Below are 23,056 nucleotides of genomic sequence, written 5' to 3' on the forward strand. Positions count from 1 at the left end.
CGATTTCACATCTGAACTGTGATTTCCCGCACGCAAGTTCACCTATCGAAATGGTTCACCACACGGCAGACTGCAAGCGCCGTGCCGCACATACGCAGTTCCTGATTGCCCGCCCAGGAGTGCCCCATGTACCGTGCCGTTCCGCGTGCGTTCCGTCCGCGCCGCCTTGCTGTTTCCGTGTTGCAGGCCCTCGCCGTTCCCTCCCTGCTTCTGACGACCGCCAGCGTTGCCTGGGCCGGCTGCAACAGCCCGGCACCGACTGCCGGCCAGACGGTCACCTGTGATACCAACGCGCCGAATCCGCAGACCACTCCCGTTACCGCAAATGGTGCGGCCGGCATCACCGTCAATGTCGCCGCCGGTGCACAGCTGCAGCAGAGTGGTGGTGGATCGGCCATCGCGCTGGTCGGCGCCGGTGGTCACCTGCTGTCAAACCAGGGCGCGATCAGTTCGGTCGGCGGTGTAACCGTGCAGCTTGGGGGTGGCAGCCGCGTCGACAACACCGGCAGCATCAGCACCGGCAACAACACCGCCCTGCAGTTCGTCGGTGCGGGCGACAGCGTGCTGGTCAATCGAGGAACGATCAGCGGGCGCACCGGCGTACAGTTCGATGCGGGCAATGATCGCCTCGAGATGCAGAGCGGCAGCATCAGCGGCGGCATCCTGCAGGGCGATGGAAACGATGTGCTGCTGCTCAGCGATGGCACGATCGACAGCGTCGACCAGGGCGGCGGCGATGACCAGATGACCGTCACCGGCGGCGCCGTCACCGGCGTGGTGGCGCAGGGCAGTGGCCGCGATGATTTCATCATGAGTGGCGGCACGATAGGCGCGCTGCAGCAGGGCGACAACATCGATACCTTCCGCATGAGCGGTGGCCGCATCATCGGCGCGTTCGAAGATGGCGACCAGGCCTGGATGACCGCTGGCCGCATCGGCCGCGTCAACATGAAGCTGGACAAGAACCTGTGGGACCAGTCTGGCGGTACGGTGGACGGCAACGTGGTGACCGGCTTCGACACCGATACCATCATCATCTCGGGCACGGCCTACATCGGCGGCAACATCAGTGTCAGTGGCGGCAACGACAGCGTGACCATCACCGACGGCACCGTGCGCGGGCAGGTGCTGCTCAGTACCGGCAGCGACACCTTCAACTGGAGTGGCGGTGGCATCGTCTACGGCGCGATCGACATGGGGCCGGACAACGACGTGGCCAACCTCAGCAGCCTCAACCAGGGCAACCTCGGTGCGGTGCCGCTGTTCGACGGCGGCAGTGGCATCGACCAGCTCAACTTCAACAACGTCAAGACCACGGGCGTGGGCCGCTTCCAGAACTGGGAGGCGATCAGCCTGGCCAACAGCACCGAGCTGACCTTTGATGGCGATCTGGTGCTGGGTGACAGCAGTACCGGCACCGGAACGCTCACGGTGGATGACACCAGCACCGTCTATGCAGGCAGTGGCGGCCATGCCATCCGTCCGTTCAACAGTGGTGCACTGGTGGAGATGGTCAATGCCGGGCGCATCGACCTGACCGGTACTGGCGCCGGCGACGTGTTCACCGTGCGTGGCAACTACCGCGGTGACGGTGGTGGTCTGTACCTGCGCACCGTTCTGGGGGCGGATAATTCAACCAGCGACCGCCTGGTGATCGATGGTGGTGCCGTCACCGGCACGACCGGCATCGGCGTGCTCAATGCCGGCGGCAGCGGCGCTGCCACGTTGGCCGATGGCATCCTGGTGGTGCAGGCCTTGAATGGTGGCCGCACCGCGCCGGGTGCGTTCTCGCTGTTCGCGCCGGTGGCGGCTGGCGCCTACGAGTACTTCCTGTTCAAGGGTGGTGTCAGTGCCGGTACCAGCGAGAACTGGTACCTGCGCTCGACCCTGGTGGCCGGCCCGGCACCAGCGCCAAACGGGAGCGGTATCAATGGCGTGCCGCCGCCGCCGACGCCACCTGTCGCACCACCGCCACCGATCACCCCGGCACCGCCGCCGCCGCCCGAAGGCGCCCCCGATCCAGACCTGACAGCCGGCGAGACCGCACCACCGCCGCCGCCACCGGAACCGGCGCCTGTGGCGCCGCCCAGTGATCCAGCGGTACCGGACGTGCCGGTGGCCGGCGGTGCGCTGCCCGGAACCGGTGCGCCGCCGACGCCGGGCGCACGCCCCGCCGAAGGCGCGGTGGTGCCGCTGTACCGCGTGGAGACTGCTGCCTATGCCGTGGTGCCGCCGCTGCTGCGCGAGACCTCGCTGGCCAGCCTGGGTACCTTCCACGAGCGGCAGGGCGAGCAGCGCCTGCTGTACAGCCAGGGTGCGTTCCGCACCGCCTGGGGCCGTCTGGTGGGGCAGAGCAGCGAGATCCACTGGAAGGGCGATTCGCAGCCCGGCTTCGATGGCGATGTGATGGGCCTGCAGGCCGGCCTCGACGTGTGGGCTGCTGCTTCTGACAACCACCGCAACCAGATCGGCGTGTTCGTCGGCCGCACCCGCGCGCAGGGCAAGACCACCGGCCTGGCACTGGGCTGGGAGAACGTGCAGGTAGGCCAGAACCGCCTGGACGACAAGCACGTGGGCCTGTACTGGACCTTCACCGACAGCAGTGGCGGCTACATCGACGCCGTGGCGATGCAGAGCCGCTACGACGGCCGCGTGCGTTCCTCGCGCGGGCTCGGCTTCGGGATCAAGGGTGATGGCACCAGCGTGTCGGTGGAGGCGGGCAAACCGCTGCTGCACTTCGGTCAGTCCGCATGGTGGCTGGAACCGCAGGTGCAGGTGATCTGGCAACGCACCTCGCTGGACGACCGCCGCGATGCGGTGTCGAGCGTACGCTTCGACAACGACAACGCCTGGACCGGCCGCGTCGGCCTGCGCCTTGCCGGCGACTATCAGCTGGCCGACAACGGCTGGCAGCCGTACTTCAAGCTCAACTACTGGCACGGCCGTTCCGGCGAAGACCGTATCCGCTTCGACGATGACGTGATCTTCAATTCGCAGCGCTCGCGTGCACTCGAAGCCGGTGTCGGCGCGGTAGGGCGCTTCAACCGCACCATCAGCGCGTACGCGGTGGCCGACTACACCCGTGAACTGGGTGGCGACCGCAACGAGAAGCGCCGCATCATCGAAGGCAACATCGGCCTGCGCGCGGACTGGTAGCGCGCGGTACGGGTGTCATGACCCGCTCTGGTGGGTGTCGGCCTTGGTCGACACAGGGCCAATCGACGCCATGATCCGCTCTGGTGGGTGCCGACCTTGGTCGGCACGATGCTTTCCACTGCCATGACCTGCTCTGGTAGGTGCCGACCTTGGTCGGCACGAATCCCACCGATGCCATGACCTCCGCGCAGCCCAGCAACGGCTCGGCTCTACAGCAGCGGTGCGCACGCATCCGTTTCCACCAGCGCGCCGGCATGATCGGCCAACACCACCATTGCATGCAGCAGGCCTTCCTCCACCTGCGGCGGACACTGCGCCTGCGCATCGTCCGTCTCGCGCGCAGACTGTGCAGCCAGCAGTACCCCGCCGCACGCAGACAACGCCGCCAGGCAACGCGTCGCCTCGGCCAGTTCCCGACCGCGCCCCTCGCTGAGTTGCCGCTCGCGCCACGCCTGGCCGTCGGCTGCGTGGCTGTGAGCGATGCCGCGCAACCGCGCGAAGAATGCGGAGGGCGGCGCCTGTTCGTTGGCTTCGGCGAGTGCATCTTCCAACGCTTCGGCGGCGGTAGTGGGCAGCTGCAGGCCGGGCAGTGCAGCGCCGAGCAATGCCTGCAGGCGTGGATAGGTGGGGTGGGGCGTGTTCATGGCGGCAACCTCACGAGGCAAGGCCACCTGCGGCGTGCAAGGTGGCGGGCGGTGCGGGTTGGCGTGCCGGTCAAAATCGAAACGAAAAAAAGCCGACGGATCACGAGGATCCCCACGCACCGCCCGCCATGGGCAAGCCGGTGCATTGTCGCGATTGCCGCTGAGGCGGCAACTCGATCGTTTCGATGTTTGATTCAGGACGCCAATCCCGGCCAGCGCAGGAGGCGCCGACGGAGGCAACCTTCTCGCGTTCTACGTGGCAATGACATGGGCAAAGTTGCAATTTACTGATCGCGTGCACGCTGTCTTGCTGCAACCCGCGGCGGGGCCAGATACGACAGTTCGCGCATGGCGAAAGCCATCACCTGCGGGCTATGCTGTGCGCCTGCCTCAACGACAAGGAAACGTCACATGCAGGTTCGCAAGGGAGTGCGTCGCATCGGCGCGCTGATGCTCGTGTTGCTGGCGACCGGCGCCATGGCCGATACGCCAGGCGCGGTCGAGGTGCCCTCGCCGGAGGCCCAGGCCGAGATCCTCAATCTGCTTGAACGCCAGGCGCTGTATCGCGATCGGGTGGACTGGGCCGCCACCCGCGTACGCCTGCAATCGGCGCAGGGCGACCCGGCGCAACGGCTGGCCGTTCTGCGCGAAGCCATTGCGGTCAGCACGGGCAATCATGGCGGATGGACGACGACCCAGCGCCAGAGCGAATCCCTTGCGCGCGCGCAGCAGGCCGGCGCCGCCGCCGTGGACCGGGCCAAGGCGGCCGATGCGGTGGATATGCGCATCGGCTGGGTGGTCATCGAGGGCTATGCCTCCACGCCGGGCGCGACGCCGCAGGAAAAGTTCCGCCAGGACATCCAGCGTGCCGCGCGGTGGCAGCAGGTCATCCGCAGCAAGGACGACGGCGCGCGCTGTGGCTGGATCGTCGACCTGCGTGACAACAGCGGTGGCAACATGTGGCCGATGCTGCTGGGCATGGCACCGCTGCTGCGCACCTCGGTAGTGAACAACGAAGATGTGGGGTCGTTCGAAACTGCACAGGGGCCGGAGCGCTGGACGTTGACCGCGACCGCCGTGCAGCGTGCAGGCAAGTCGGTGCTGGACTTCGGCCAGTCCGGCTATGTGCTGCGGCAGCCCGGCGCGCCGGTGGCGGTGCTGTTCGGGCCGCGCACCGGCAGTTCGGGCGAGGCCTCGGTGCTGGCGTGGCGTGGTCGTCCGCAGACGCGGAGTTTCGGTCAGCCCACTGCGGGTGTCTCCACTGGCAATGTCGTGCAGACGCTTGCCGATGGCAGTCGCCTGCTGCTGACCACCACCGTGATGCGCGACCGCAATGATCGTGGTGATGGCTTGAAGATCGAGCCCGACCAGCATATCGAGGGTGATGCCGCCACTTTGGCCGCCGCCGAAGCCTGGCTGCTGGCCCAACCCGCCTGCCAGGCCGCTGATCCATGATCCTGATCGGCCAGCAGGAGCGGGTGGTGGTGGTCGGCCCAACCGAAGCCCACCATTGCCTGCGCTGCCAGACGGAAACCGAGTTCGCCCCGCAACTGCGCTACAAAATGGCGCGCATCGACCTGCTGTTTGGCCTCACCTACCAGCGCCGCTACGAGCTGGCCTGCACCCGGTGCGGGCACGGCTGGGTGCTGGATACCGAGACCATGGACCAGCAGCTGGGCGGGGTGCCGATCCCGTGGCGGCACCGCTTCGGCCTGCCGTTGATGCTGGTCGGCGTGGCCGGGCTGGCCGCGCTGGGCTGGCTGTGGCGGCACGGATTCCTCGGTTGAGGAGCGGGCCTGTTAAAGTCTGCCCTGCAACCACGTACCGGAACCGACCATGGACCACGACACCCCGTTCGAACCCCTCAACGACCTCGAGGTGCGCCTTCTGCAGGCCCAGGACGGCACGCTGACCGCATCGCAGTTCCTCGATGGCCTGCTGACCTCGACGGCGTTCGTGCTGCTGGACAAGGCCATCGGCGAAGACGGTGCCTGGGACGAGAGCATCTCGCCGCTGGTGCTGACCAGCGAGAGCGGCGAGCCGATGTTCGCGGTGTTCACCGCGCCCGAGCGCGCGGGCCTGTGGCACGAGCAGCTGCCGCAGTTCGCGCATGCCATGCCGATCGCGGTGCACGCGCTGCTGGCCGGGATCGGCGACGGCGTCGGCCTGGTGCTGAACCCCGGCCTGGACGTGGGCATGGAGATGATTCCCGATGCCGTGGCCCAGCTGAAGCAGCGCGCCGCGGCGATCACCCGCGGGATGGCGCATTGAAGCCAGCGATATAGGGTTGCCGGCCAGCGGCCGGCACTACCCATGGGAGTCGGTGCGCGGCCGCCACGGCGGTTGCGGATCAGCGGGCGGCGGCGATGGCTTTTACGCGCGCCTTGGCCAACGCTTCACCGATGGCCGGGCCCTTCAGATTGGTGGTATCAAGGTCCCGCGCCTGTACTGACAGTGCCGCCTGGTGCAGGCGCTTGAGCGTTTCGCCCTGCGGGTAGTCGGCGTCCTCGAAGCCGAGCCGGCCGCGTTTGTCGGCCTCGCAGCACAGTGCGATGCGGGCCACACGCTCCGGCCGGCGCAGCGCATCACAGCGGCCCAGCAGTTCCAGCACGGTGGCATCGCGCAGTTCATCGATGCGGTGCACGTTCAAATGCTCGCGGCACACCGCTTCAGCCAGCTGCTGGTGTTCGGCAGGAATCTTCAACCGCGCGCACAGTGCCTTCAGCGGTTGGATGCCGCGCTGTTCGTGCATGATGTGGCGCGGCCACTCCTCCGGCGGGGTCAGGCCCTTGCCGAGATCGTGGGTAAGCGCGGCAAAGCCGACCAGGTCATCGCCGGGGGCCAGCTTCGCCGCCATGTCGCTGACCATTTCCTGGTGGATGCCGGTATCGACTTCCGGGTGGAATTCGGCACGCTGCGGCACGCCATACAGCGCTTCCAGCTCGGGCAGGATCGGGCCCAGTGCATGTGCATCGTGCAGCGTGCGCAGGAAGGCGGAGGGCCGCTCACTGACCAGCGCCTTGCGCAGTTCCTGCCAGACGCGTTCCGGCACCAGCGCGTCCAGTTCGCCACTGGCGGCGATCTCGCGCATCAGATCCATCGTTTCCGGCGCAACGGTGAAGCCCAGCGGCGCGAAGCGCGCCATGAAGCGCGCCGCGCGCAGCACGCGCAACGGATCTTCCACGAACGCAGGGCCGACATGGCGCAGCACGCGCTGCTCGATATCACGCACGCCGCCGTAAGGATCGACCAGCGCCCCGCTGTCTTCGTCGCAGGCAATCGCATTGATGGTGAAGTCGCGGCGCTGCAGGTCTTCTTCCAGCGTCACTCCCGGGTCGGCATCGACCACAAAGCCGCGATAGCCGCGGCCGGATTTGCGTTCGGTGCGCGCCAGTGCGTACTCCTCACCGGTCTTTGGATGCAGGAATACCGGGAAATCGCGGCCGACCGCGGTGTAGCCCTGCGCTTCCATCTGCGCGGGCGTGGCGCCAACGACCACCCAGTCGTGGTCGCCGGCGGGGCGCTGCAGCAGGCGGTCACGTACGGCGCCGCCGACAAGATAGATCTTCATGGCTGGAATCATCGCATGCCCGGCGCAGATGCACCGGTGGTGCCGGCCGCTGGCCGGCAACCGCAGTCACCCCGAAGCTGCCGGCCAGCGGCCGGCACTACCGATACAGCGGCCAGCCTGATCCAGGCCAGCAGGCTCATCGTTTCACTCCCCAGGGCGTGGATACCGGGGAATGCCGACCAGCGGCCGGCACTACCGCAGTGCGATCAATCCCCGCCCTGCTCGGCGTTGGCGGCGCAGCTGAAGTTCTTGCGCTTGTCCACCAGGCGGCCCATCAGGCGGTCGCTCAGCGGCAGCGCATCGCCGTTGAGGCGCCAGTCATAGATCACGCTGAAGGCCAGCACGCGCGCCACGTACTCGCGGGTTTCCTTGTAGCTGATGGTTTCGATCCACAGGTCCGGGTCAAAGCCCGGGCGCTGGCTCTGCCAGCGCGCGGTCGGGGTCGGGCCGGCGTTGTAGGCGGCGATGGTCACGTACGGCAGGCCGTCGTACTTGTTCATCAGCTGGCGCAGATAGGCGGTGCCGATGGCGATGTTGGTGTCCGGGTCGTACAGGCTGTCGGCGCCGCCGTAGCCGGTCAGGCCGATCGACTTGGCCACACCGGCACCGGTGGCCGGCAGCACCTGCATCAGGCCCATGGCGTTTGCAGGCGAGCGCGCACGCGGGGTGAACGTGCTCTCGGCGCGGATTTCCGCCGCCACCCAGGCCGGATCGATCGCGTTGCGTGCCGATTCGCGGCGGATGGTGGCGTCGTGGTGCAGCGGGAAGCGCAGGTCGTACAGGCGCTGTTCCTGCGGCTGCTTGCCGAGCGCGAACACGGCGCGGTCGAACCAGCCGTTGTCCTGCGCGACGCGTACCGCGAGGCGGCGCTGGGTGTCATCGAAGCGCGACAGCGCGCTGTTCCATTCGGCCACGGCCCAGCCGGTGCGGTCGATCTGGTACAGCGCCATCGCGCGCTGGATGGCCGGGTCACGCGCGATCACCGCCTGTGCCTGCGCGCTGTCATTCGGCCTCCAGGGGCACAGGGTGTAGCCCTGCTGCAGCTTGTCGGCAGCCAGGAAGCCGTGGAAGGTCGGTGCGCGCGCGGCCTCGCGGAACAGCGGCTGCGCCTGCTGGGACTGGCCGGTCTTCTCCAGCATGCGGCCTTCGAAGTAGCGCCAGCGCGGGTCGCTGCGCTGCTTGCTGCTCATCTTGCGGATCGCGGTCAGTGCCGCCGGCCAGTCACCGCGCGACATCGCCTCGCGCACGCGCCATTCGTGCAGGCGTTCGTCATACGCCGATTCCGGCACTGCGTTGAGGCGGCGTGCCGAATCGGGCAGGTAGGAAGCCACCGTCCACAGCGCGATCTGGTACAGCACCTGGCCCTGCTGCTCGGCACTCAGGCCGAGCGCCTGGGCGTACTGCGGCAACTGCTGTTCGGTGGCGGCCGGGTCGGCCTTGGCCAGCTTGGCCAGGCCGTCGGTGGCGATGCGCCGGCTGCGCTCGTTGCGCGGCCAGTTCAATGCGCTGGCATTGGGCTTGTCGACAAAGGCGGCGTAATTGTTGGCCAGCGCCAGGTCGGTGGCAGGCAGGCCACGTGCGGCGCTGCGCATCACGGCCGGCTGCTGGGCGTCGGCGGCGGCATCGATGCGTTCCCAGCGCAATGCGTCACTCAGTCCGCCCTGTGCCTGCAGCACTGCGAATACCGCGTCGCAGCCGTCCGGCAGCGACTTGCCGTTCTTGCGCCACAGGTCCTGTGCCTCGCTGATCCACTGCGGATCGACCTTGCCCGTCACCTGGCGCGCGGTCAGCTGCGCACAGCGCAGGCCTGCGTTGTCGGTGGGCGCCCAGTTGGCGAGCAGGGTGGGCCAGTCCTGGCGGCGTGCGACCGAGGGCAACCACACGCTGCGGAACGTGTTGGCCACGGCCTGGCCGTCATAGCGCTTGAGGAAGGCCTGGGCCTGCGCGGTATCGACGGTGTCGATGTTGCGGCGCAGGTTGGCGTACTCCAGCCAGCCGTAAGCCGGATGGCGGCTGAGTGCGGCGGCCTGGCCGGGATCGAACTGGCCGCGTTCGGCGGCAGCGATCGCGGCCTTCAGCTGCGCGTTCTGGGTGTCGAGGGACTGGGCATTGGCGCAGCCGATCAGCAGCGAGGTGGCCAAGGGCAGCAGGGACAGGGCGGTCGAAGAGCGTCGGGTCATGGCGCCCAGCATAGCGGGGGCTGGCTGAATTCAGTTTCGCATTGCGTGCACGCCGGGCGTCGGCAACGACAGCTGAACGAACCCGTACAGGCACTGCCGCAGGTGACGGAAGGCGACGTACTGTCGGCCTTGGGCGAACGGCCCGGCTGCACGGAGCGGCACATGGCGTTCAGTAGCGCAGGAAGAAGCGGCCCGCTGGCGGACATCAATGTCACGCCACTGGTGGATGTGATGCTGGTGCTGTTGATCATCTTCATCGTGACCGCGCCGATCGTGGCCCGGCCGATTGCCGTGCAGCTGCCACAGGCCACCGATCGCACGATCGATCGCCCCGAACCGCCACCGCCGATCGAGCTGAGCCTGGACGCTGGCAACCAGCTCAGCTGGAATGGCCAGCCGATGGCCATTGGCGATCTGCAGGTGCGCCTGCAGGCACAGGTGGGCGAACATGCCGGCAACCTGCCGGAGCTGCGCATCGCCACCGATCCGGCGGCCGAGTACGAAGGCATGGCGCGGATTCTGGCCGCTGCCGAGGCCACCGGTATGGAGCGCATTGCGTTCGTGCGGTAGGGCTATCTAAACCGCCGCTCATGGGGAGATTGCGACATGAGCGGCGGATGTGGGTGTCAGTATTGCTGGCAGTAGACTGTGCGACCATCCCAACTGCACGAGATGCGGCTGCTGCTTCCGCGCTGGACGGGGACTCCATACATCTGTGCGGATCTGACCCAGTTGTCCAGGTCACGATGCTGGCCGAAATAGTATTGTCCGGCGTACGAAGGGGCGGAGATCGGGTCGGCGATGGATTCGTCAGGAACCTTGTTGCCTGTGCTGTCGCGACTTTCGCCCTTCTGATACTTGGCTTCGGCCACGTTGTCGGGTGTTACTCGATAAAGCGTCTTTGACCCGTCACGCCATGTGATCATTATTGCTATGGATCCGCCACCTTTGAGACCTGCCCAGTTCAGGGCCGCTTGTTGAATCGAGAGCGCAATGCTGTTCCAGGTTGGGCTTCCCGTATTGGCTCCTGCCAGTTCTGTGGCTAGATACTGGCCAAGTCTGGTTCTCAGTGTGGCTGAGGCGACGATGTCGAAGGTATTGGAGGACTTGTAAGACTCGGGAAACCTCACTCCATTGGTGTTTCCGGGGTTGTCTGGATGCAGCACGACTACTGATCCGCCTCCTGCCATCGCGTGGGCCTCTTCAGGTGACGCTCGAAAGGCTGACGTCGCATCCAGAATTCGTAGGAAGGCCATTTGAATCTGTGCGGGAACCGGTGTCGAAAGTGCGCGCCACTTTCTGATCTCGCGATCATATTCAACTTCGAAGGCGCTCAGTCGGGCTTTTTCGAAGTCCATTACAACCGCCAACCCGGAGCCTGACATCAGGGCTGCATCCTTGGGAGATGCACAGTTGTTGCATTCAATCAGGCCCCCCGCTCTCGATTCGCTTGCCGGGGACAGAAGCAATGCCGTGACAATCGCGACATGGATCATGACGGTGATTGTTTTCACAATTGAGCCTCATGAGAATGACTGGGGTTCTCAGTCTCACCTTGGTCGGCCCCGAAAATCCGTTTGACGAGCAGTTTTCAAACTGTTCCTAAATGTTGTCTGAATTTGCTCCGTAGGTTCAAGCTAGTCGATGCATGTAGCTCTGTCATCGAGATGGCAGGATCCGAAAGAGCAGACATTGAGTGCCTCACGTTCGCACGGTGATCCCGGCGATCTGCAGTCCATCATTGCAAGAGCTCCTCCCTACGGGTTACTCACCATCTTGGTATGAGTTCCAGCTAGAAAGCGATCTGATCGACACCGTCAACCGATGGCAACGGCGATCATCATGCTGCCGATGGCGAAGGCGCATTGTCGTTGGACGGATCGGCAAGAGCACTTGTCCAATTGCGGGAAAGCCGGGAAACGGCTGTCGCACCTGGCATTAACGACGTTCGCAGCGAACAGTATCGTCCGGTCATAACCTGCAGCTATCTGACGTAATCGGCCTGCAATTGCGTCAATTCCGCGTGAAATAGTGTCGATCATCACGCCGTGATTTTTACCACTTGTTTACAAAGGAGACGCTGCCGCCACGCAGGGGGGAGCGCGGCAGTCCATGTCCCGACATTCCTTTGGAGAGAGAGCGAATGATTCACCTGCATCACCGCCCGTTGGCGGTTGCCGTTGCGCTGTGCGTGACGGCCCTGGCACCGTTGGGTGCCGCTGCGCAATCCACCACCAACCTCGATGCGGTGGAAGTGACCGGTACCCGCATCAAGCGCGCTGAAGTCGAAGGCCAGGTGCCGATCCAGACATTGACGCGCGGTGACATCGAACGCACCGGCCTGACCTCGATCGGCGAAGTGCTGCAGCAGCTCACCGGTTCCGGTTCGGCGCTCAACGCCAAGTTCAACTCGTCCGGCAACTTCGGTTTCCCGCCCGATGGCAGTGGCGTGGGTGCCGGCTCGGCGCAGGTCGATCTGCGCCACCTGGGGGCCAAGCGCGTGCTGGTGCTGGTCGATGGCATCCGCTGGGTCAATGAGTCGTCCGCCTCCGGCGTCGGCTCGGCTACCGATCTCAATACCATTCCGCTGGCCATCGTCGAGCGCATCGAGGTGCTGGAAGATGGCGCGTCGTCGCTGTACGGCTCCGATGCCATTGCCGGCGTGGTCAACATCATCACCCGCCGTGACTTCGATGGTGGGCAGGTGACGCTGAACTACGGCGAGTACAGCAAGGGCGACGGCACGCAGAAGGGCGTGGACCTGGCCTGGGGCAAGAGTGGCGACCGCTTCAGCCTGTTCCTGGGCGCCAGCTGGACCAAGCAGGATCCGGTATTCGCCAAGGACCGCGAGCAGTCGCGCTTCCCGATTCCCGGCACCGGCCTGGCGTTCGGCAGCGGTGGCATTCCGCAGGGCCGTTTCATGTTCACCGACCCGAACACCGGTGCGGTGCAGAACATCGTGCCCAATACCGGCGTGAGCAATCCGCGCTACGACGGCAGCGCCGGCTGCAGCCGCACGGATGACTACCACTGCTTCACCACCGCCGACCGCTTCAACTTCGCCGAATACAACATGGTGCTGACGCCGTCGGAGCGCAAAGGCCTGTTCGGTCAGTTCCGCTTCGACATCACCGACAACGTGCAGTGGTACGTCAAGGCACTGGGCAACCGTCGTGAGTCGACCAACCAGGCCGGCCCGGAGCCGCTGTTCTTCGGCCCCGATGGCGCGACCGGCAATCCGCTGGCCGACAACATCGTGGTCTCGCGCCTGAATCCGTACAACCCGTTCGGCTTCGATCTGGTTTCCGGTGACAACATGAGCCTGATCGGTCGTCGCCCGGTGGAAGGCGGTGCGCGCGTGTTCAAGCAGAAAGTGGACACCACTTACTTCGCCACCGGCCTGGTCGGTGACTTCCATGCCGCCGACCGCAGCTGGTACTGGGATGTCAACGGCATGTACAGCAAGAACAAGGCCGAACAGACCAACTACGGCAGCTATGACATCTACAAGGTGAACATGGCGCTGGGCGATCCGTCCGTCTGTGCGGCCACGCCGGGCTGCGTGCCGTTGAACATCTTCGGCGGCGTCGGTTCGATCACCCCGGACATGCTGAAGTGGATCCAGCCGGTGGTGCGCGACCGCAGCCAGAACCAACTGAGCCTGTTCACCGCCAACCTGTCCAGCGAGCTGTTCTCGCTGCCGGCCGGTCCGGTATCCTTCGCCACCGGCTTCGAGTACCGCAAGTACAAGGGCTCCTACCAGCCCGATCCGCTGACAGTGATCGGCCACTACAACGGCGTGCCGTCGCAGCCGACCTCCGGTTCCTACGACGTCAACGAGGCCTACCTGGAGTTGAGCGTGCCGATCTTCGCCGATTCCTCGTTCGGCAAGAAGCTGGACCTGAGCCTGGCCGGCCGCTATTCGGACTACTCCACCTTTGGTGGTGAATTCACGCCCAAGTACGGCCTGCGCTGGCAGGTGACCGATGACTTCGTGCTGCGCACCACCTACGCCGAGGGCTTCCGCGCACCGTCGATCGGTGAACTGTACGGCTCGGCGGCGCGTGCCGACCTGCAGCTGTTCGACCCGTGCTCGGTGGGTCTGGGCGGCACTCCGCCGCGTGGCAGCGCCGCCAACTGTGCCGCGCTGGGCGTGCCGGCCGGCTTCCAGCAGGCCAACTCGCAGATCTCGGTGACCACCGGCGGCAACCGTGAGCTGGAGCCGGAACGCTCGCGCAGCTTCAGCGCCGGCTTCGTGTGGAGCCCATGGTTCGGCAACAATGCGTCGTGGTCGGAGCGCTTCGACGTGGAAGTGACCTTCTACCGCCACGCCATCGATGGTGCGATCCAGGCGATCAACGCGCAGACCCAGCTGGACCTGTGCGTGGATACGCTGGACCCGATCTACTGCGATGGCATCACCCGTGCCAGCACCGGTGCGGTCAGCAGCTTCAACAACCGCCTGACCAACCTGGGTTCGATCAAGACCGACGGCTGGGACGTGGATCTGTTCTGGACCCTGCCGCAGACCTCCATCGGCCAGTTCAAGCTGGCGTGGAAGAACACCTTCGTCGGCCGTTACGAGGCCACCGGCGCGGCCGGGCAGAAGCAGCCGCAGAAGCCGGGCGTGGAAGTGGCCGACAGCTCGATTCCGGAGTGGACCAGCAATGCCAGCATCGGCTGGACGATGGACCGCTGGAGCGCCAACTGGACGGTGCGGCACATTTCCGAGCTGACCGAGAACTGTGGCGATGCCGCGGCCTTCCCGGTGTGCAGCAACCAGGCAGCGGGCACCAACACGCTGTCGGCCACCACCTTCCACGACATGCAGGTGGGCTACAAGATCGACTGGATGAAGGGGCTGCAGCTGACGGCCGGCCTGAACAACGTGTTCGACAAGGATCCGCCGATCTGCCTGTCGTGCTCGTTGAACGGCTACGACGCTTCGACCTACGACATCCCGCGTGGCCGCTACTGGTACCTGCGCGCGGATCTGCGGTTCTGATGAGGGACCGGTGCCGGGCATTTCCCGGCACCGGTCATCAGGCATCAATCCGGAATGTCCTGTTCCGGGGCGTCCTGCTCAAGGGCCGCGCGGCGGAAGGCTGTGCGCGCCCAACCCAGCCCGACCACGATCATCATCGGCCCAGCCGCGAAGGCGGGCAGTGACGGGATGCGGAACTGCGATTGGTGCTCGATCAGCAGGTTGTAAAGGATCCAGGCAACCAACAGCAGGCCTATGACCGCACACAACAGCCCGAACAGCACCTGCGGAACGCCCATTGCCAGGCCGAGCGCTCGCTCGGTACGGGTGGGGCTGGGGATGGCACGCAGTTCACGGCCCAGATCGAACCAGGACAGGATGGCGGCGGGCAGGCCGATCAGCAGAAGCAGGATGAAGTAGCCGTTGCCGGTGCCGATCATCAGCGGTGGCGACGAGAACAGGGCCATGAGCGAGAGACCGAGTTTCGTGCGGGTGCGCATGGCCGGTCGTCCTTGAAGGGGAGGCGCAAGGTGTCCGGATGGCACGGGTCGAAGCTGCAGGCCACCGTGTCCGCGACGCTACACCTGCCGGGGCGCCGCCGCAACGAGGGCGCTGAGCGTCCCCGTTGTAGAGTCGAGCCGTGCTCGACTGCCCTCTGTGGCCGAGTCGGGCATGGCTCGACGCTACAAAGCCGGTTGGATCAGAACGACCAGGTGAACGTCAGCGAGCCGTTGCGGCCATCGCCATACGCACCGTAGCCGTTGATCTGCGACAGGTACTTCTTGGCCAGCAGGTTGTTGAGGTTGGCCTGCACGCTGAACTCCGGCGAGATGCGGTAGCGCACGAAGGCGCTGACCAGTGCATAGCCACTCTGCTCGATGCGGCCGTAGGCAGGCACCGCGTAGTAGATGCGGTTCTGCCAGTTGGCACCGCCACCGACGGTCAGTTCCTGCAGCGACTGCGGGGTGTAGCTGGTGAAAAGCTTCAGGGCGGTCTGCGGCAGGTTGGTGTTGATGTCGGCGTCGTTGATGTCCTTGGCCACGTAGCGCGAGGCGCCGAAGGTGGCATTCCAGCCCGGTGCCAGTTCACCGTTCACCTCGAACTCGAAGCCACGGCTGACGGTGCCGCGTGCGGCGCGATAGGCGAACTCGTTCGGGCTGCCCTGCACCGGCTCGCCGGTGGCTTGGCCGACGTTGTCCTGTTCGATGCGGAAAAGCGCCAGCGAGGCATTCAGGCGGTTGTCGAACCATGCCCTCTTGACGCCCACCTCGTAGCTCTTGCCATCGACCGGATCGAGATAGCTGCCGTCGCGATCCTTCAGCGTCTGCGGCTGGAAGATCTCGGTGTAGCTGGCGTAGGTCGAGTACGTATCGTTGATGTCGAACACCAGCCCTGCATACGGCGTGGTGACCTTGTGTGCGCGGTCGGCGCCTTCGCCTTCGCTCTTCCAGTCGGTGTAGCGGGCGCCGATGATCAGCTTCAACGGATCGGCCAGTGACAGGCGTGCGGCGGCGTAACCGGCCTTCTGGGTGATGGTGCCCTGGCTGGCCAGTGCCAGCGGGTTCCAGTTCGGCTCGCTGATGTTGCCGGTCCAGTGCAGGTAGCTGGTGAACGGGTCCCAGGTCTTGCCGGCGCCACCGACCTGGTAGTCGCCGTAGTTGGCATAGTCGCGCTTGTTGTAGCTCAGTCCGGCCATGAACTGGTGCTCGCGGCCGAACAGCTGGAACGGACCGTCAACGTAGCCATCAACACCGGTGACCTTGCGCTCAGTGTTGTAGAAACCCGCGGAAGGCGAGATGCCCGTGCCGTTGGTTCTGTCGAAGTTCGATGCGCCCGTGGTCCAGTCGTTGTATGCCGGGTAGAACAGCTTGTCGTCGGCCTTGGTCTCATCGTGCGTGGCACCGACCTTGAACTTCCAGCCATTGCTGAAGGCGTGCTGCAGGGTGGCGAACGCGCGCTTGCTGGTGGTGTCCCAGTAGGTCCAGTTCGGGCTGGCGTTGAACGATTCGTCATAGCCGGTGCGCGAGCCATCGGAGTACAGCATCGGGAAGCCGCCCCAGGTCGCGCCGTTGGCGCGCTTCTGCTGGTAGTCGTAGCCCACGCTCAGCTGGGTGTCCGGGGTCAGGTCGGCGTCGATGACCGCATAGCCCAGCGTCTTGCGCTGGTTGTAGCGATCCATCTGGCCGTCGGTGTCCAGGTAGCTGCCAATCACGCGGCCGCGCACGGTGCCGCTGGCGTTCAGCGCACTGCCCACGTCCACCGTGGTGCGGGTGCGGCCCCAGCTACCGACGTTCACCGAGACGCTGCCGGTCAGTTCGGCGCTGTCGGCATGCTTGCGGATCAGGTTCACCGACGCGGACGGATTGCCGGCACCACTGAGCAGGCCGGTGGCACCACGCACCACTTCCACGCGGTCGTACAGCGCCAGGTCCAGGCCGGAATCACCGTAGCTCCAGTTCTGCACCATCTGCGTCGGCAGGCCATCGAACTGGTAGGCATCGATGTAGAAACCGCGCGCGTAGAACTCGGTGCGTTCGCTGTCGGACTGGGTGCTGGTCACGCCGGTGGTGTTGGCCAGCACGTCGATGATGTCGTCGAGGTTCTGATCTTCGATGCGCTGGTGGCTGATGATGCTGATCGACTGCGGGATCTCGCGCGGGGCCAGGTCGAAGCGGGTACCGGCCGAGGTGCGGCGCACCGAATAGCCTTCGGCGCGTTCACCCTTCACCACCACCTTGTCGAGGTTGGTCGGATCGGCGGCGGTTTCGGCGAAGGCGGCCGGGGCCACGGCGCAGAGAACGGCGAGCACGGCAACGGACAGCCGTTGTGGCTGCGGCGTACGGAAGACGGAACGGGTCATGGGGGTCCTGGACGAGCACGCGCGCTCGGCCGGCATCCAGAGGCGAGGCGCTACGGGTGGGAAACGGACGGGCAGGCCGTCCTGGCACCACCGGAAACGAAAGAAATGGTAATACGAACTATTCCTATTTACAAATCATGAACAGGTCGGTCTGCGGGTGTGCAGTGGCAGTCAGCGCAGCAATGGCAGTGGGTTTCGCGCGCCGTCGGTGCCGTAGACGCCCCAGTGCAGGTGCGGCGGCGTGCCCTTGGCGTTGCCGCTGTCGCCGACATGGCCGAGCAGATCGCCGGGTTGCACCACCTGGCCGCGTGCCAGGCCGTCGGCCCAGTCCTCCAGATGCGCGTAGTAGTAGCGTTCGCGCCCAGGCCCGATCACCCAGACCTGACGCCCGCCGAGCCCGCGTTCGCTGACATCCGCGACGACACCGGCCGTGGCGCTGCGCACTGGGGTGCCGCGTTTGGCGAAGATGTCGATGCCGGCGTGGGAGCGGTCACGGCCACGTGGCGCGCCGAAGGTATCGGCGATCTGGCGTGGCCGCACGCCGTCCACCGGCACCGGTAGTTGCGTGGCCGGCGGCATCCGCGAGAGCGCCCACAGCATCTTCGGTGCGACCGCCCATGGGCTGTTCCACAGCGTCATCGCCGCGACGAGCGCAATGGCCAGCCACAGGCCACGCAGCAACCAGCGGCGAAGGCGGTGGGCGTGGGAGGACGGTGTATTCATGGCTCGACGCTACAGAACCGGTGTCAGCGGGACCTCGAAACTCCGCTTCAACGTGCCCAGCGCCACCGAGGTGCGGAAGCGCTCGATGTTGTCATCGCCGCCGAACAACCGCTCGGTGATGGCCTCGTACTCTTCCATCGACGCCGCCGAAAGCAACAGCAGGAAATCGCCATCGCCGGTGATGGAGTAGCACTGCTGTACCGCCGGGTCGTCCTGCACGCGGCGCCTGAACGGCGCCACGCGGTCGCGCTGCTCGCTGACCACGCGCACCTCGACGATGATGGTCAGCGGCCGACCGATCCTGGCTGCGGCGACGACCGCCACGTTGGCGGCGATCACGCCACTGTCCTGCAGGCGCTTGATGCGGCGTTGCACGGCCGGCGTGGACAGGTGCACGGCCTCGGCGATTTCGCGCTGCGGCAGGGTGTTATTCCGCTGCAGGAGGTCGAGGATGGCGCGGTCGAAGCTGTCGAGCACGGGAGCGATGGCCATGGCGAGCAGAAGTTGCACGAACAGGCTGTCAATTGAGCCAAGTGCTCGGCGCCGGCGCAATAGACTTTGCGCATGCAGACCTCACGACTCGCGCCGATGTTGCCGGCGCTGGCGGTGCTCGGCTCGGTCACCTCGCTGGCCATCGGCACCTCCTACGCAAAACACCTGTTCCCGCTGATCGGTGCGCAGGGCACGAGCGCGCTGCGCGTGGGCTTTTCAGCGCTCTTGCTGCTGCTGTTCTGGCGGCCATGGCGCTGGAAGACCAGCCGCCCGGATGCCATCACCATCCTGCGCTACGGGCTCACCCTGGGCCTGATGAACCTGCTGTTCTACATGGCCCTGCGCACCATTCCCTTCGGCATCGCGGTGGCCATCGAGTTCACCGGGCCGCTGACGGTGGCGATGCTGTCATCACGACGTCCGATCGATTTCCTCTGGGTGGGCTGCGCGGCGGTGGGGCTGCTGTTGCTGCTGCCGATCGGTGGTGGCCCGGCGCTGGACCCGGCCGGTGTGCTGTACGCGATGGGCGCGGCGGCCTGCTGGGGCCTGTACATCGTGTTCGGCAAGCGTGCCGGTCATCTGCATGCTGGGCACTCGGTCTCGCTGGGGCTGCTGGCGGCGTCACTGGTGGTGGTGCCGGTGGGCGTGGTGCATGCCGGTGCCGCGCTGCTCGATCCGAAGATCCTCGCGGCGGGCCTGCTGGTGGCACTGGTGTCCAGCGCGATCCCGATGTCGCTGGAAATGATGGCGCTCAAGCGCCTGCCGAAGGAGACCTTTGGCATCCTGATCAGCATGGAGCCGGCGGTGGCCGCGCTGTGGGCGATGCTGTTGCTGCACGAGCACCTGCACGGGCTGCAGTGGCTGGCGATCGGCTGCACGGTGTTGGCCTCGGTGGGCAGCACGATGACCGCGCGGCGGTTGAAGGCACCCGTCACCGCCTGAAAAAAAGGGGACGGAGGGGATTAAGTCGTTTATGCCCCGATTTAGGGGGCGCCGGGCGGCGCCCGGCGCAGAGCGTGCGGACCAACGGTCCGCACCTACCGTAACGGCGAGTCAGCGCAGGGCGTCGGCCGGGACGTCGATCTGCATCGCCAGGGCGAGGTGATCGGAGAACGCGGCCGGTACGGCTTCCACGGTGCGGGTCTGCAGGCCGCTGCTGACCAGGATGTGGTCGATGGCGCGGTCCGGGCGCCAGCTGGGGAAGGTGGGCACGATGCAGCCCGGGGGCTGCAGCCGGGTCTTCTGGTACAGCACCTGCATTTCCGGGCGCTCGGCCAGGCAGTTGAAGTCGCCCATCAGCACCGCGTTGGGGTGGTCGGACAACAGCTCGGCGATGAAGCCCAGCTGCGACATCCGCGATCCCGCGCCCAGCGACAGATGGGCCACAGCCACCGCCAGGCCATCGGCGCCATCGCCGAACTTGGCCAGCAGCACGCCGCGCCCGCCGATGCGGCCGGGCAGGGCGTGATCCTGCACTTCAACCGGTTCCAGCTTGCTCAACAGGCCGTTGGCGCTGGAGGCGACCCCACCCATGCGCCGGTTCGGCTGGTGGCTCCAGTAATTGAAGCCGGCGCGCTGGGCCAAATAGTGGGTCTGGTTGGTGAAGCCCGAGCGCAGGCTGCCCGGGTCGGCCTCCTGCAGGCCGACGATGTCATGGTCGCGCGCCAAGGTGGCGATCGCGTCAAGGCTGCTGCGCTTGCGACCCGCCGGCAGCGCATGTGACCAGCTGCGGGTCACATAGTCGCTGTAGCGGCGGGTACTTGAGCCGGCCTGGATGTTGGCCGTCAGCAAGCGCAGGGTCCGTGTACGGGGGGAATTCACGGCCGGGAAACGCTTCTCTTGGATCAGTGAGCCTGGGCCGCACCGCGTTCGCGGGCGATCAGGTGGTCGGCGATGCGCAGCATGTCCGGGAAGCTCTTGCCCTTCACCAGGTACTTGCCGTTGACGATGATCGATGGGGTGCCGCTGATCTGGCTGCGCTGCGCGAACTGCTTGGCCGAGTTGGTCTTGGCATTCACCGCGAAGCTGCCCATGGTGGCGGCGAACTGCTTCGGATCCACGCCGTAGGCACCGTAGAACTTGGCGATGTCTTCGACCGAATCACGGCCGCGCTCGCCCTTCAGGGTCTTCTGCGAGTGGATGGCGGCGTACAGCGCTTCGTGGGTCTTCTCCTGCACGCCCAGGGTCTGCGCGGCGTAGAAGGCACGGGCGTAGTCATCCCAGGTGCCGCCGAACATGGCCGGCACGTAGACGAAGTTCACGTCGCTCGGCAGGCCGGCCTTCCACGGGCCGACCAGCGGCTGGAATGCGGCGCAGGCCGGGCAGACGTAGCCGAAGATCTCGGTCACTTCGATCTTGCCGGTGGCCGGCTGGAACGGCTGGCCGTTCGGGATCACCTGGTAGTCGGCACCTTCCACCGGGGCCGGGCCGGTCAGTGCGGCGGTGGTCGGGGCCGGTGCGGTGGCCGGAGCAGTTTCGGCCGGGGCCTTCTCGCCTTCAGGGGCAGCCGGCGCGGCGCCTTCGCTGCCCGCCGCCGGCGCAGCAGCCGGTTCGGTGGTGGCTGCCGGTGCTGCAGCCGGTTCGGCCGGGGCCGCAGTGGTGTTGGTGCTGCCGTCATCAGCCTTGCAGGCAGCCAGGATCGGCAGCAGCGCTGCGAGGGCGAGGGCGTAACGGATCTTCATGGAAACGTCTCCAGCATCTGGAATGGTGGGGCCGGCGCCAGGCGCCGGCCAGAGGGAAATGATGACATGCGGCGGCGACAGCGCCGTGTCGGTGGTGTGTGTTGGTTCAGCGGCCGCGGGCAGCGCGGGCCTGGGCGATCAGCGCCGAGGCGATGCGCAGCTGGTCGTCGAAGCTGTTGCCACGCACCAGGTACTGGCCGTTGATGATCAGCGCCGGGGTCCCCGGGATCCTGGTGCGCTGGGCGAACGCGCGCGCGGCATCGACCTTCTTCTGTACGGCGTCGCCGCGCAGGGCCTGGAGGTAACGGTCCGGGGTCACGCCATACGCCTTGTAGAAGGTGGCTAGCTCATCGGCCGAGACGTTCTGCATCGGCAGCGATCCCTGCTCGTGCAGGGCCTTGAACACGGCAGCGTGGCTGCGCTTGGCCACGCCGACCTCGTCGGCGGCGTAGTAGGCCAGTGCCCAGGCATCCCAGGCGCCACCGAAGGCAGCCGGGACCGGGGTGAAGCGCACGTCGGCCGGCAGCTTGGCCGCCCAGGCTTCCAGCTGCGGTTCGAAGTGGGCGCAATGCGGGCAGGTGTAGCCGAAGACCTCGACCACCTCGATCTTGCCGGCCAGCGGCTGGAACGGGCCCGGCTGGGCGATGCGCTCGTAGTCTTTGCCCTCGACCAGCGGGGCATTGGCGGGGGTAGCGGCGCAGGCTGCCAGCGGCAGCAGCACCAGCACGGACAACAGCAGGCGGGAAATCAACCTCATCGACACGCATCTCCGTTGAAAAAAGCAACGCCGGCGCGGTCGCCGGCGTGAAGGAAACATACCGCAGGCGCGGGCCGTGGTGGCGGCCCGGGCCGACCAGTGGTGGTCAGGGGGCGGCAGCCGGTTGCGCCGACGGGGGGGCAGTGGCCACATCGTCGGCCTTGTTGTGCAGGCCCTGCAGGTAGCTCGACAGCGCCTGCACCTCCTGCTCGCTCAGCTTCTGCGCGACTGTCGCCATGATCTGGAAGTGGGCCTTGTCGGTCTCGTTGGTCTGGCCGGCCTGGTATTCCTGCAGGCGGCGCGCGACATAGCTGGCGTGCTGACCACCGATGTGCGGATAGGCCGGACCCGGATTACCGGCACCGCTGGGGCCGTGGCACGCCATGCAGGCCGGCAGGCCGCGCTTGGCGTCGCCGCCACGGTACAGCTGCTGGCCGATCTCGTAGAACTTCATGCCCTTGTACGGGCCGTCGGTGACTGCCGTGTCATCGGCGATGCCGGCGGTGGCCTTCTGCGTGGCGAAGAACGCGCCGATGTCGCGCATGTCCTGCGGGGTGAGATTCTGCACGAACGGCACCATCGCCACCGCCGCACCGGAGCTGCGCTGCCCATTGGCGATCAGGGCCATCTGCTGGGCGACGTAGCGTTCGCTCTGGCCGGCGATGGACGGGTACATCTCCACCGTGGAATTGCCGTCGGCGCCATGGCAGGCCGCGCAGGCCGAGGCCTTGGTCTGGCCGGCCTTGGCATCGCCCCAGTGGGTCTTGCTGAAATCCACCTCCAGCGAGGCGGTGTTGATCGGCCCGTTGTCGGGCAGCGGGGTCAACGTGGTCTGCGCGAACGCAGCAGCGGCAACGACTACAGCAGTGGCAAGGGCGGATACGGCAAGAACGCGAGCGTGGCGCATGCTGAAGCTCCGTATGGACCGGGCCGGGCGGTGGCCGCCGGCATCGCCCGGATTATCAACGCCGTTTCCGCGCACGGTCAACGCAGCAGTGCAGCAAAATG

19 protein-coding genes are annotated in these 23,056 nt (G+C 66.3%); 7 read left to right on the forward strand and 12 right to left on the reverse strand.

Translation table 11 applies throughout. The features are described from left to right. Positions 1-126: 126 nt before the first annotated feature. Entirely contained in the window at positions 127-3,156 is a 3,030-nt protein-coding gene (locus AC5P9F_RS04910) for an autotransporter family protein (RefSeq protein WP_111189028.1), read from the forward strand. A 209-nt stretch (positions 3,157-3,365) separates the two neighbouring features. On the opposite strand, the gene AC5P9F_RS04915 is transcribed toward AC5P9F_RS04910, so the two are convergent. Further along, a complete protein-coding gene (locus AC5P9F_RS04915) occupies positions 3,366-3,800 on the reverse strand; it encodes a hypothetical protein (protein ID WP_062605636.1) in 435 nt (144 codons plus the stop codon). Between the two features lie 411 nt (positions 3,801-4,211). Between AC5P9F_RS04915 and AC5P9F_RS04920 the strand changes: the two genes are divergently transcribed. Genes AC5P9F_RS04920 through AC5P9F_RS04930 form a run of 3 tightly spaced genes read left to right on the forward strand, consistent with a single transcriptional unit; the run spans position 4,212 to position 6,071 of the window. After that, complete coding sequence (locus tag AC5P9F_RS04920; protein ID WP_049396472.1) at positions 4,212-5,255, forward strand: S41 family peptidase; 1,044 nt, start codon at positions 4,212-4,214, stop codon at positions 5,253-5,255. After that, complete coding sequence (locus tag AC5P9F_RS04925; protein ID WP_043034012.1) at positions 5,252-5,587, forward strand: hypothetical protein; 336 nt, start codon at positions 5,252-5,254, stop codon at positions 5,585-5,587. The genes AC5P9F_RS04920 and AC5P9F_RS04925 overlap by 4 nt, the downstream gene beginning before the upstream one ends. A gap of 49 nt (positions 5,588-5,636) precedes the next feature. Continuing rightward, complete coding sequence (locus AC5P9F_RS04930) at positions 5,637-6,071, forward strand: SseB family protein (protein ID WP_005411035.1); 435 nt, start codon at positions 5,637-5,639, stop codon at positions 6,069-6,071. Positions 6,072-6,150: 79 nt separating this feature from the next. Here the strand turns inward: AC5P9F_RS04930 and AC5P9F_RS04935 are convergent, their stop codons facing one another. Continuing rightward, positions 6,151-7,371, reverse strand: a complete 1,221-nt coding sequence (locus AC5P9F_RS04935; protein ID WP_109337677.1) for a multifunctional CCA addition/repair protein — start codon at positions 7,369-7,371, stop codon at positions 6,151-6,153. A gap of 206 nt (positions 7,372-7,577) precedes the next feature. Then, positions 7,578-9,563 carry a transglycosylase SLT domain-containing protein gene (locus AC5P9F_RS04940; RefSeq protein ID WP_043034015.1) on the reverse strand — a complete coding sequence of 662 codons (1,986 nt, stop codon included), beginning with the start codon at positions 9,561-9,563 and terminating at the stop codon, positions 7,578-7,580. 150 nt (positions 9,564-9,713) lie between these two features. On the opposite strand from AC5P9F_RS04940, the gene AC5P9F_RS04945 reads away from it, so the two are divergent. Next, a complete protein-coding gene (locus tag AC5P9F_RS04945) occupies positions 9,714-10,121 on the forward strand; it encodes an ExbD/TolR family protein (protein ID WP_024957020.1) in 408 nt (135 codons plus the stop codon). 56 nt (positions 10,122-10,177) lie between these two features. Here the strand turns inward: AC5P9F_RS04945 and AC5P9F_RS04950 are convergent, their stop codons facing one another. Beyond that, positions 10,178-11,065 carry a hypothetical protein gene (locus AC5P9F_RS04950; RefSeq protein ID WP_138970171.1) on the reverse strand — a complete coding sequence of 296 codons (888 nt, stop codon included), beginning with the start codon at positions 11,063-11,065 and terminating at the stop codon, positions 10,178-10,180. Positions 11,066-11,694: 629 nt separating this feature from the next. Between AC5P9F_RS04950 and AC5P9F_RS04955 the strand changes: the two genes are divergently transcribed. Further along, a complete protein-coding gene (locus AC5P9F_RS04955) occupies positions 11,695-14,556 on the forward strand; it encodes a TonB-dependent receptor plug domain-containing protein (RefSeq protein WP_274849928.1) in 2,862 nt (953 codons plus the stop codon). A gap of 44 nt (positions 14,557-14,600) precedes the next feature. Here AC5P9F_RS04955 and AC5P9F_RS04960 read toward each other — a convergent pair whose 3' ends face one another. The 4 genes from AC5P9F_RS04960 to AC5P9F_RS04975 all read right to left on the reverse strand — a co-directional run bounded on the left by AC5P9F_RS04960 (position 14,601) and on the right by AC5P9F_RS04975 (position 18,610). Further along, positions 14,601-15,035: a hypothetical protein gene (locus AC5P9F_RS04960; protein ID WP_223846440.1), complete on the reverse strand. Its 435-nt coding sequence runs from the start codon at positions 15,033-15,035 to the stop codon at positions 14,601-14,603. A 200-nt stretch (positions 15,036-15,235) separates the two neighbouring features. After that, the gene (fhuE, locus tag AC5P9F_RS04965) at positions 15,236-17,395 is read right to left on the reverse strand and encodes a ferric-rhodotorulic acid/ferric-coprogen receptor FhuE (protein WP_111189029.1); all 2,160 of its coding nucleotides are present in this window, start codon (positions 17,393-17,395) and stop codon (positions 15,236-15,238) included. Between the two features lie 171 nt (positions 17,396-17,566). Beyond that, positions 17,567-18,118, reverse strand: coding sequence for a M23 family metallopeptidase (locus tag AC5P9F_RS04970; protein ID WP_043034019.1), 552 nt, complete (start codon positions 18,116-18,118; stop codon positions 17,567-17,569). A gap of 9 nt (positions 18,119-18,127) precedes the next feature. Then, complete coding sequence (locus AC5P9F_RS04975; RefSeq protein WP_274849927.1) at positions 18,128-18,610, reverse strand: Lrp/AsnC family transcriptional regulator; 483 nt, start codon at positions 18,608-18,610, stop codon at positions 18,128-18,130. 72 nt (positions 18,611-18,682) lie between these two features. On the opposite strand from AC5P9F_RS04975, the gene AC5P9F_RS04980 reads away from it, so the two are divergent. After that, positions 18,683-19,552, forward strand: a complete 870-nt coding sequence (locus AC5P9F_RS04980) for an EamA family transporter (RefSeq protein ID WP_100438132.1) — start codon at positions 18,683-18,685, stop codon at positions 19,550-19,552. A 111-nt stretch (positions 19,553-19,663) separates the two neighbouring features. On the opposite strand, the gene AC5P9F_RS04985 is transcribed toward AC5P9F_RS04980, so the two are convergent. The 4 genes from AC5P9F_RS04985 to AC5P9F_RS05000 form a co-directional block, all read right to left on the reverse strand. Continuing rightward, positions 19,664-20,401: an endonuclease/exonuclease/phosphatase family protein gene (locus AC5P9F_RS04985; protein WP_005411026.1), complete on the reverse strand. Its 738-nt coding sequence runs from the start codon at positions 20,399-20,401 to the stop codon at positions 19,664-19,666. Between the two features lie 53 nt (positions 20,402-20,454). Next, complete coding sequence (locus AC5P9F_RS04990; protein WP_049396488.1) at positions 20,455-21,291, reverse strand: thiol:disulfide interchange protein DsbA/DsbL; 837 nt, start codon at positions 21,289-21,291, stop codon at positions 20,455-20,457. Positions 21,292-21,397: 106 nt separating this feature from the next. Then, positions 21,398-22,048, reverse strand: coding sequence for a thiol:disulfide interchange protein DsbA/DsbL (locus AC5P9F_RS04995; protein ID WP_005411024.1), 651 nt, complete (start codon positions 22,046-22,048; stop codon positions 21,398-21,400). Positions 22,049-22,154: 106 nt separating this feature from the next. Further along, positions 22,155-22,955: a c-type cytochrome gene (locus tag AC5P9F_RS05000; RefSeq protein WP_005411023.1), complete on the reverse strand. Its 801-nt coding sequence runs from the start codon at positions 22,953-22,955 to the stop codon at positions 22,155-22,157. Positions 22,956-23,056: the final 101 nt, after the last annotated feature.

The sequence above is a fragment of the Stenotrophomonas sp. YJH_SMC_4 genome (assembly GCF_059371575.1).